The sequence below is a fragment of the Bradyrhizobium huanghuaihaiense genome (genome assembly GCF_025200885.1).
Classification (GTDB): domain Bacteria; phylum Pseudomonadota; class Alphaproteobacteria; order Rhizobiales; family Xanthobacteraceae; genus Bradyrhizobium; species Bradyrhizobium huanghuaihaiense.
The window spans coordinates 7,455,556-7,466,242 of the sequence record NZ_CP104172.1 but is presented as its reverse complement, the minus strand read 5'-3'; the positions used below and the strand labels follow the sequence as shown (position 1 = coordinate 7,466,242).

General features: G+C 59.0%; 8 protein-coding genes and 1 pseudogene. 8 read left to right on the top strand and 1 reads right to left on the bottom strand.

What is annotated here, in order from left to right; genetic code table 11:
• Window positions 1-281 precede the first annotated feature (281 nt).
• The 8 genes and pseudogenes from sbnA (at window position 282) to N2603_RS35165 (ending at window position 9,274) form a co-directional block, all read left to right on the top strand.
• The gene (gene sbnA / locus N2603_RS35200) at window positions 282-1,256 is read left to right on the top strand and encodes a 2,3-diaminopropionate biosynthesis protein SbnA (RefSeq protein WP_260385743.1); all 975 of its coding nucleotides are present in this window, start codon (window positions 282-284) and stop codon (window positions 1,254-1,256) included.
• 20 nt (window positions 1,257-1,276) lie between these two features.
• Complete coding sequence (sbnB, locus tag N2603_RS35195) at window positions 1,277-2,326, top strand: 2,3-diaminopropionate biosynthesis protein SbnB (RefSeq protein WP_260385742.1); 1,050 nt, start codon at window positions 1,277-1,279, stop codon at window positions 2,324-2,326.
• Window positions 2,327-2,378: 52 nt separating this feature from the next.
• Window positions 2,379-3,359: a D-2-hydroxyacid dehydrogenase gene (locus N2603_RS35190; protein WP_260385741.1), complete on the top strand. Its 981-nt coding sequence runs from the start codon at window positions 2,379-2,381 to the stop codon at window positions 3,357-3,359.
• Window positions 3,360-3,652: 293 nt separating this feature from the next.
• On the top strand, window positions 3,653-4,312 hold the full coding sequence (locus tag N2603_RS35185; RefSeq protein WP_260385740.1) for a gluconate 2-dehydrogenase subunit 3 family protein: 660 nt from the start codon (window positions 3,653-3,655) through the stop codon (window positions 4,310-4,312).
• Window positions 4,313-4,314: 2 nt separating this feature from the next.
• Window positions 4,315-6,080: pseudogene (locus tag N2603_RS35180) on the top strand (GMC family oxidoreductase).
• Window positions 6,081-6,095: 15 nt separating this feature from the next.
• The gene (locus tag N2603_RS35175; RefSeq protein WP_260385739.1) at window positions 6,096-7,418 is read left to right on the top strand and encodes a cytochrome c; all 1,323 of its coding nucleotides are present in this window, start codon (window positions 6,096-6,098) and stop codon (window positions 7,416-7,418) included.
• Window positions 7,419-7,694: 276 nt separating this feature from the next.
• Complete coding sequence (locus N2603_RS35170; protein ID WP_260385738.1) at window positions 7,695-8,279, top strand: hypothetical protein; 585 nt, start codon at window positions 7,695-7,697, stop codon at window positions 8,277-8,279.
• Window positions 8,280-8,491: 212 nt separating this feature from the next.
• Complete coding sequence (locus N2603_RS35165) at window positions 8,492-9,274, top strand: response regulator transcription factor (RefSeq protein ID WP_260385737.1); 783 nt, start codon at window positions 8,492-8,494, stop codon at window positions 9,272-9,274.
• On the opposite strand, the gene N2603_RS35160 is transcribed toward N2603_RS35165, so the two are convergent.
• Window positions 9,271-10,623, bottom strand: coding sequence for an HlyD family type I secretion periplasmic adaptor subunit (locus tag N2603_RS35160; RefSeq protein WP_260385736.1), 1,353 nt, complete (start codon window positions 10,621-10,623; stop codon window positions 9,271-9,273). The genes N2603_RS35165 and N2603_RS35160 overlap by 4 nt on opposite strands.
• Window positions 10,624-10,687: the final 64 nt, after the last annotated feature.

Here is a 10,687-nt window from a genome sequence, read left to right as displayed (position 1 = left end):
CTAGCCGACCTGGATTCTGCGAATAGTGCTGCCGAGTTGCGTGAACGAGCATGCCAGCTTCGATGTTTCACCGAAGAAGATGCTCGGGATGTTGCGCCAACTGCCGTTGCGAACGAAGTCTCACATGTCGCAGCTCCATCCTCGTTCAAAGCTCAACCGGCGATGAACGCGAAGGCGCGAGCTGGCCTCATCAATATCGCCTTCCGCGAACTCCGTGAGGTTAGCCCGTGGTTGTTCGGCCTTGACGCTGTCGCGTGCGTCAGCCGCGGAGGAGCATTGCAATGACTATTCCTTCACTCGAGTCGCTCATCCAGGATGACGTCTTCTACGAGCTGCCGTTGCCGGGAACTCAACTGGTCGTCCAGCTGAAGTTGGAAGGATTGAACCCGGCCGGCTCGATCAAGTTCAAGACTGCTCTGGCCATGATCGGAGATCTGGAGCGATCCGGAAAGTTGCGCGCGGGCGCGACGATCGTAGAGTCGTCGTCGGGCAACCTCGGTCTGGCCCTGAGTCTGCTGTCTGCCTCCCTGAGCTTCCGTTTCATATGCGTGTGTGATCCCAACATATCGCCCGACACCAGTCGCCTGATTGAGGCGCATGGCGGCATTCTCGAACCAGTCACGGAACTTGATGCAAATGGCGGCTTTCTTGGTACGAGACTCGCTCGCGTCGCGAAGATAGTGCGCGAAGTGCCAAATTGCGTTTGGACGAACCAGTATGCCAACCCTGCGGCGAAATGGGCGCACCACCGCTGGACTGGTCCCGCCATTCGACGAAAATGTCCTCGCATAGACTACTTGTTCGTCGGCGTGGGGACTTCCGGAACTGCCATGGGGTGTGCCGAGTACTTTCGGGCGCATGCTCCGCATGTACGCATTATTGGAATCGACAGCGTCGGCTCAGTGACCTTCGGTCACCAGCCGCAACGACGATATCTCCCTGGCCTGGGTGCAAGTCAACGGCCCCCGCTCTTCGACGCAGATCTGATGGACGACCAGGTCATGGTCCCGGAAGCCGACGCCGTGCGGGCTTGCTGGCAATTCCAGCGCGAGCACGGCTTCTTGCTCGGCGCGTCCAGTGGAACTGTCATGGCCGGCATCCAAAAATACTCTGATCGCATCCCTCCTGGTTCAACGATCGTCGCGATCTCGCCAGACTTCGGAGATCGCTACACCTCTACACTCTACGACTCCTCATGGGTCCTAGAACGTTATCCCGAACTCGAGCAACCGCATCTTGATCGAAAGATTGCATGAATCCCGGAGGAGGCTTGAAGATGAACGCGTCCATGATCCCGCCGCAGCCCACGTTCTCCGTCGTTGGAAGCGACTTTATCCGCAACTACGTCGCCGAAAACGTCGAGAATCTCGTCGAGATCGTAAAGGCAACATATCTAGCGCATCGTCGGGGGAGCACGGTCAATCCGGACAGCTACTTCCTGCGATTTCCCGATCAGCCAACCGCGCGAATTATCGCGCTCCCTGCGGCTCTCGGAGAGCAATCGCCCATTGCCGGCATCAAATGGATTTCGAGCTATCCTTCCAATCATGAACGTGACCTGCAGCGAGCTTCGGCGGTTCTGATTCTTAACGACTACACTACGGGCTACCCCTTCGCCTGCCTTGAGGGATCGATTATTAGCGCCGCACGAACGGCGGCGTCGGCGGTCGTTGCCGCCGAGCAACTGCATCCGTCTCCGAAACAAATTCGGCGGCTAGGGGTCGTCGGTGCTGGGCCGATCGCGCGGATGACCTGCGAATTCCTGCTGCGGAACGGGTGGCAGATCGGTGAGATGCGCGTGCATGATCTCAATGCCGAGCGTGGCAAATCGCTTGTGGATCACATGAAGGCGGCCTGGTCCCTGACGGCCGAATTCGAGCCCGACAACGCCGCGATGATTGCGAGCAGCGATCTGGTGCTCTTTGCTACGACTGCCCCGACGCCATACCTAGGTAATCCTGGTCTATTCGAGCACAACCCCACCGTACTCCATGTTTCTCTCAGAGATCTTAGTCCTGAGATCGTGCTGAGCTGTCAGAATGTGGTCGACGATATCGAACATTGTCTCAAGGCAAATACCTCGGTGCATCTAACGGAGCAGAGCGTCCGACATCGCAACTTCATCGCGGGGACCTTGGCAGATATTCTTGCCGGCGTGCTACGACCCGATTTGGATCGCCCTCGGCTCTTTTCACCGTTTGGGTTGGGCGTGCTCGATCTAGCCGTTGGAGCGGCGATCTACCAGGCGAGCGTTGGTGACAAAACGGATCGGCTCGTTCCCGGCTTTTTTCCTCGCACGTTGGACTTCGCCGGATCGTCCAATTGAACCGGCACTTCGATCCATCTTCCCGTTTGTCAAGGTAACGTGAGTAGAGGCAATGGAACTTGAAAAGTCGATCAGAAGAATTGGCCGAAAAGTCTGCTTTGCGCATTCCGCTTATCACATGCACGTCAAGTTCGAAGAGCGCAAAACGGGAATCTCCAGCTTTCAGGTGAGATCCGTCGAAGAATTGAAGGAGCATCTATCGGAGGTGGACGTCGTCGTAATATCGATGATGTGGAGAAATGAACTCCTGAGGGACGCGCCAAATCTCAAATATATACAGTCGATCAGCTCCGGTACGGATCACTTCGACAGGGGAGCCCTACGGGAGAGGGGGATTCGTCTGGCGAGCGCGTCTGGAGCGAATGCGAATGCCGTAGCCGAACATGCCATGGCGTTGATGCTCTCCCTCCGGCGCCATGTTCATACAGGACGCGACAACCAATCTGCAAAGTTGTGGCGCGGGATGATTTCCGATCTCGACAGCCGGGAAGACGAACTGGCCGGTAAAACCCTTCTGGTCGTTGGCTACGGTCGGATCGGATCGCGGCTTGGGAAGATTGCAAAGGCGTTCAACATGAATGTGATTGCCGTCAAGCAGGACGTGTCAGTTGGAGCTGAATCGGCCGATGAAGTGTACGATAAAAGCCGCTTGTTTGAGTTGTTGCCTCGAGCGGACGTCGTAGCGTTGACCTGCCCGCTGACCAGTGAAACGGAAAATCTCATTACCGCATCTGCATTGCGCGCCATGAAACCGAGTGCGCATCTGATCAACGTCGCAAGAGGGAAGGTGGTTGACGAAGGTGCACTCATCGATGCCCTGGAGTCACGATCGCTGAGGGCGGCGGGGCTTGACGTTACCCGCGAAGAGCCGCTGCCCCCCGAATCTCCGCTGTGGCGATTGCCAAACGTCCTGATCACGCCTCATACGGCAGCCGAAACATGCGCTTATGAGGACAACGTGATCGATATTCTGATCGAAAATCTGTCGAGGCTTGGGCGAGGTGAACAGACGCTTCGCAATCAGGTGGTTTGATCCGTCTTCAGAGTGATCTGCTACCGTCCTCTTACGTTCGGTCGGCCCGCCCAGTTATGCGCAGTCATTTGGCTTGGGCTCGGCGGAGCCGGTTGCTGCCGTCGAGCTTAGGTCTTCGCGTTTCGAGTTGCCGCGCCGAGTCGCTGAAGCGGGCAAGCTTGCGGATCTCAATTCCAAATGCGTATCGGTCTGGGCTCGACGAGTTGTCATGAAAGCTGCACAACATGACTGACCAACCTCCTACAACGCGGCGCGAGCTTGTGGTGCCAGCGGTCCTCCCAGATCGGCGATCTGTGCTGAAAGCAGCGCTTGGTGGCACCGCGTTGCTGTCGACACTTGGCTCGAGTGAAGCGCAAATGTCGCACGCTTTCTTGGACGGCTATAAGCCTCTATATTTCAGCACGACGGAATGGGCATTCATTCGTGCGGCCTGTGCGCGGTTAATCCCATCGGAGGGCGAGGGCCCCGGCGCTCTCGAGGCACGAGTTCCAGTCTTCATTGACACGCAGATGGCGGGAGAGTTTGGCAAAGCGTCGGACTGGTACATGCTTGGCCCCCACGAGCCCGGCGCCAATCCCCTGCTCGGCTTTCAATCGCCCCTGACGCCGGCACAGATCTATCGCCAGAGCATCGCGCTCGTCGACGAATGGTGTACGGAGGAAAAGGGTAAGGCCTTTGCGGAGCTCGGTCCCAATTTGCAGGACGAGGTTCTCAAAGATTTGCAGGCAAGGAAAATGCCGCTCAAGGCGGAGCTGCGCGACTTCTTCGTGCTCCTCCTCCAGAACACGAAGGAAGGTTACTTCGCGGATCCGATCTATGGCGGTAATTACCGAATGGCCGCCTGGAAATACATAGGCTTCCCCGGCGCTCGCGGTGCGTATCTTGAATGGGCAAACGACAAGGGCGCTCCTTATCCGCTCGGCCCCGTTTCCATTTCAGGCGACAGGGGATGACGATGGCGCGCAGACAGAAAAAGACGGATGTCGTTATCGTCGGGCTGGGTTGGACCGGCTCCATTCTGGGAATCGAGCTTGCCAACGCCGGCCTGAAGGTACTTGCGCTCGAGCGCGGCGCGGATCGCGATATGATACAGGATCTCGCGTATCCGAAGATGATCGACGAACTGAAATACGGCGTTCGTCACGGTCTGATGCTGCGGCCCGCCGACTCAACCGTGACCGTCCGTCATTCACTACGGGACACGGCTCTGCCGTATCGTTCGCTCGGCAGCTTCCTGCCCGGAAACGGTGTCGGCGGAGCGGGCCTGCATTGGAATGGTCACACTTGGCGAGCGTTGCCGGAAGAGCTCCGGCTGAAGACCTACGTCCTGGAGAAGTTCGGTGCGAGTGTCATCCCGGCGGGCATGACCATTGAGGATTGGGGCGTGACCTACGACGAGCTTGAACCCCACTTTGAGCGGTTCGAGTATGTCTGTGGCATTTCAGGACGGGCCGGCAATCTCGGCGGATCAACACAGGCCGGCGGAAATCCGTTCGAGGGGCCGCGCAAACGCGATTATCCGTTGCCGCCCCTACCAACGCTGTTAAACGGCAAGATATTTGGCGATGCCGCAAAAGCAATGGGCTATCACCCGTTCCCGCTGCCGGCGGCGAACCTCTCCGATGCCTACACCAACGAATATGGAATGCAGCTCGGACCGTGTAATTTCTGCGGATTTTGCGAGCGCTTCGGTTGTATCGGCTACTCGAAGTCTTCGCCGCAGACCTGCATTCTCGGCGCGTTGAAGCGCAAGTCGAACTTCAGCTACCAGACGCGTTCAGAAGTATTACGCGTCGAACTCGCGTCGGACAGGAAGACGGCGACCGGAGTGACCTACATTGACGAGAAAGGAGAGGAGATCTTCCAACCCGCCGATCTCGTGATTCTGGCAGCCTATCAGTTCCACAACGTACACCTTCTGCTGCTGTCGGGGATCGGCAGGCCGTATGTGGCGGAAACCGGAGAAGGTGTCGTGGGCAAGAACTATGCTTACCAAATGACAGGCGGTACCAGCCTATTTTTCAAGGAGTTGAATTTCAATCCGTTCGTGGGCGCGGGCTCGAGCGCGATGGTGATTGACAACTTCTCCGTAGGTCAGATCGACTTCGGAAAAGAAGGGTTCATTGGTGGCAGCTATATATCCAGCGGTCAGTTCAACGGCCAGCCAATTCGCTCGATGGCGCTACCGTCTGGCACGCCGACCTGGGGGGCAGGCTGGAAAAAGGGTATCAGGGATTGGTATGGCCACTCCATGAGCATTGGCTCGCATGGCTCGAACATGTCCTATCGGGACTGTTACCTCGATCTCGATCCGACCTATCGCAACAAGCACGGTCAGCCCATGCTGCGTATGACATTCGACTGGAAGCCAAATGACATTCGTATGACCCAGTTCATGCGCTCCAAGGTCGAGTCCATCGCGAAATTTCTGAATCCAACGAGCTGGGTGTCCGGGTATAAAGGAGACAGTTCGCATTACGATGTCCGTCCCTACCAAACAACCCATACGGTCGGCGGCGCAATCATGGGTGTCGACCCAACGAAGAGAGGGTGAACCGCTATCTCCAAACTTGGGATGTCCACAACGTGTTCGTAATGGGCGCCAGCGCCTTCCCCCAGAACCTGCAATACAATCCCACAGGGACCGTCGGCGCTCTAGCCTACTGGTCAGCGCATGCGATCAAACACGACTATCTGAGAAACCCCCGTCCGTTGGCCTGAGTCGAGGAGCATGGCATGAGGGCGCTTGTTCGCATCATTGGCGGGCTCATCGTTCTCGCAATTGTCACACTTCTTGGTCTGATGCTCATGCCGATGCATCGCACCGCAGCGGTCACGAACTTGGCGGCAGGCTACGAGCCTCCGGCGGGAGCGGGCGAGCGGGTTGCGATCGCGGCCGATTGTGCGGCGTGCCATACCGCGCCCGGAGGCAAGCCTTTCGCGGGTGGGCGTGTGGTCGAAACGCCAATCGGCAGAATCTACGCGAGCAACATCACACCTGACAGAAAGACCGGCATCGGCAATTACACGCTCGATGACTTTCGCGCCGCCCTCTATGACGGTCTCAGGAGAGATGGCGTGCATCTCTATCCGGCCATGCCCTATCCGAGCTATCGTAAAATGACGGAAGAGGATGTCCGTGCACTCTACGGCTATTTCATGAATGAGCTGGCACCGGTGGAAGCGTCAGTTCCGGAAACCCGCCTTGCCTTTCCGTTCAACCAGCGTTGGGGCATCCGGCTCTGGGACTGGGCCTCGTTGCCGCCGGCGGGATTCAGGCCTTATATGCGTAGTGCCAAGCTCGACCGCGGCGCGTATCTCGTTGAAGCCTTGGCGCATTGCGGCTCCTGCCACACCCCGCGCAACGGCTTGACTTTCGCCGAGAAGGGTTACGAGTCCCGCTCTGCCGACTTTCTTACCGGAGGTGTCATCGGCGCCTGGCCAGCACCCGATCTGCGCGCCAGGGACAGCGCGGCCCAACGCTGGAGCGACGAGCAGTTGGCCGCCTTGCTTGCCAGCGGCCGGAACGAGACGGCTGGCGTTTCGGGCGAGATGGCGGTGGCTGTCGATCATTCGCTGCAGCATCTGCCCAAAAGCGATATGGAGGCGATCGTCTCTTATCTCAAGGCGATCAAGCAGGATCGCCCCATCGCCGACGCAAGCGCACCGCGCAGCACGCCTGCTCCGACCGCCCAGCAATTGGCCAGCGCCTCTCCCCAACTGGGACTCGGCGCAAGGCTCTATCTTGATAATTGCAACGCCTGTCATTTTGCCACCGGCAAGGGCGCCAAGAACGTATTCCCCAACCTCGACGGCAACGCCGTGGTGACGGCAAAGCAACCGGGCGGCTTGATCTCGCTCATCCTAAACGGCGATGCGATACCGTCCACAAGCGAGCGTCCAGAGCGGCTTGTCATGCCGGGCTTCGGCTGGCGGCTGAACGATGATGAGGTCGCTGCACTTGCGACATTTGTTCGCCAAAGCTGGTCGAATGCTGCGCCAGCCGTGACCACGGCAGACGTGGCGAAGCTGCGAGGGGCAGTCAACACCACACCGTGATAGTCAGGCCAAGTGGTGTCGATAGTGGCTCCGGATAGCCCGCGGTGCGGATCGGCGCACCCGAATTGGCCTGTGGGCCATAAGCCGGTCATCGGCATCTTTTGGTGGTGCAAAGCGGACCTTCGAACACTCAAGTTGCAGAGGGGTCCAAGAGCGGACCAAATCGGGCCACTGCGCGCTTAATAGGCGCTTAACGCTTTTGCGCAACAGATGGATTACCAGCGCGGAATTAGTCCTAGTTACAAGTGCGAGCCGAGCTCCCAGGGAGGGAATCGGATGGGACTGCTTTTTGTTGGAGTGCTGGCAGGAGTCCTGATCGGCTTTGGCTGGTTCGCGCCTTCCCGAGGGTATTTCCTTGGGTGTGCGTCACGACCCTGTTTCGACCGGGTTGCGGTCGCCCGACCCGCGCAGCCACCGCCGACGGCATTGGCGCCGAATCCCGTGATCGTCAAATCGAATTCTGCAACTCCGGGAAGGTCCGGCAAGAAATCATCTCCAAAGAAGAGCAAATCGGTCGACCTCGCCAAAGCGGCGTCACCGCGGACGAGGATCAACGTCCCGGCATCCGAACGGCCCGCGGAAGTATCAGATCCTGTCCTGGAAAAGGCGAAGGTCACCATCGCGACGAAGATGGAGGATCCAGGATCGGCCGAATTCACCGAAATGAAGCGCACGATGCGAAGGAACACGCTTGGACGCCCCGTGGATACGATTTGCGGGCGTGTGAAAGGAAGAAGCGCATCAGGCGGCGAGACCGGAGAGAGACCGTTTCTTTATCTCGTGAAGGAGGATGAAGCATATGTCGTCGACGGCAAGTCGGGGTCGGCGGCGTCAACGGCCTATCGAAATATCTGCAATTAGGGAATGCGTCGACTGCGTCACCGCGCGGTACGCGCCGAAATGATTTGAGCGGAAAGAATTTCCACCCAGGCGTCAGGTAAACCCGCAGTGGATAAGGCACTGCGGTGGCACTGCGCCGCTCTCATGATGATCATTCAGGATGAATGCAGCAGCAGGGGAGAAGCAATAGGGAATGGGAATATCGTGGAAGCTCTTTTCATCTCGAGGAAATCATGGACGACATAACCAACTCCTCAAAGCGGCTCGATGGGTCGCTTCACTTGCCGGTTCTGGTGATCGTCGAACCGCTCCTGTTGCCTCGCACATGTATTCTGAACGTCCTCAGGCGGGAATTGGCGGAATTCGAGATCCTCGACATGGCAACGGTCGAAAGCCTGGACTGCACGTCAACCCGCGATGTTCGTCTGGTGGTGCTGAGTATCGCAGACAAGCCCATCGACGATCCCTCGGTTGAGGGCAGTCTCGCCTTCGTCGCGGAGTGTTGTCCCAACGCCGCCGTTGCAATCCTGTCAAACCATGACGACGAGCCGACCGTACAGGCCGCGATGCAGCGGGGCGTACGCGGCTTTCTTTCTACCTCGCTGCCGATCGAGATCGCCATAGCTGGCCTGCGCCTTGTCCTTGTCGGCGGCGTCTACAGGCCGTTGCCCGTCGCCGGGATGAACAGGATACCGAATTTCGAGCCGCCAGATGCACGCGGGCTTGCGCGCGCATATCTTGTGAACGAGGGAGCCGGAGTGACTATCGAAAGGAGCGTGACGGATCTCACGCCTCGTGAGCAACAGGTTCTGGCGGAATTGGAGCTCGGCCTGCCCAACAAGCTGATCGCCGCCAAATTGAACCTCTCGGAAAGCACAGTCAAAATGCACATCCAGCATATCATGCGGAAATGTGCTGCGCACAATCGGACGGAAGCCGTGCTCCGCTGGCGTGGCCGGTTGCCGGCGCAGGGGCGCGATCACGAACCCGGCGCAGGTCCGATGCAGGAGACTTAGTCCTCTCTGAATGCACCACGGAAGCTGTCGAGCAGGGGCCTGAGCGCGTAGAGAGCCACGGTACCGCGCCCTGTCGTGATGAACACTTGAACCGGCATGCCGGGGACGATCGGGATGTCGTTTGCGACGATCTGCGCGTCGTCGATCCGGATTTTGGTCGCGTAGTATGGCTGGTCGGTACGCTTGTCGAGGAGCCGGTCTGCGGACAGGTGCACGACAGTTCCCTTTAGGCGAGGTACGCGACGCTGATTGTACGGTAGGAGGTGAACCTCGGCATTGAGGCCGGGATGAACCACATCGATATCCTCGGGCCTCAGGCGCGCGGTCACGATGAGACGGTCTTGCCGGGGCACCAGGTCCATGAGCGGAGCGCCCGCTCCGATGACGCCACCGGCTGTATGAATCCGCAAATCGGTTATCACGCCGTCCTCTGGCGCCTTGACCTCCGTTCGCGATAGCTGGTCCCTGGCCGCAAACAACCGCTCGCGGAGCTGGAATATCTGATTCTGTGCCTCACGAAGCGACTGTGCGATCTCGTTCTGCCTCTCGCTCTCGAGCTTGAACAATGTGGCCTGCTGTTCGCTGATGACTTGCGCGGCGCGGGAAATCTGCGCCGCGATCTCGCCGCGGCGGCCCTCAACGTCGGCCAGCTCCCGCTGCAGGTTCAGAAGTCGCGGCCGCCGTTCGAGCCCCTTGTTGACGAGGGTCGTGACCATATCCAGTTCCTCCCGGACGATGCCGATCCGCTGCCCGGTGGCGCTCTCCTGCGCCGTGAGACCTTCGATCTCCTTCTCGACTTGACGCCTTCGTTCGCGAATGACCGCAAGCTGCGACTCGTGAACCTGCAGGCGCGCCTGAAAAATGAATTGCTGCGCCGACACTGCAGCGGCGGCCACTCCGCTCTGCCTGCTGTCCTGTTCCAGCGCGTCCGGAATTGCGATCCTCTCGAACCTCTGCTGCTCGGCTTGAAGCCGAGCGGCACGAGCAGCCGCATCCCAAAATTGGCCTTGAAGACTTTGTACCTCCGAGCTCGCCCGGGTGTCCTCCAGCGCGATCAGCGTTTGGCCGCTGCGCACGTTGTCGCCATCCGAAACCAGGATCTTGCTGACGATACCGCCTTCCAGATGCTGAATCGTCTTCCGGCTCGATTCCGATTCCACGACGCCGGACGCGACCGCGGCGCTCTCGAGAGGCGCGAGGCTCGCCCATGTACCAAGCCCCAGCATGAAGCAGAGCACCAGCAGATTGCCCGCGACGGTGATAGCGCGAAGCCTTCCGCGTGGCGAGGTCGGCGTAGGCGTCGAGCACCACGGAAATTCCAGAGGCTCGAAATCGTCGATTGCGGTCACCACGACGCCAGATCGCCGTGCGGGCGGGGGGCTTGGCGGCGCTCGCATGAGCCGGTCCCAGATC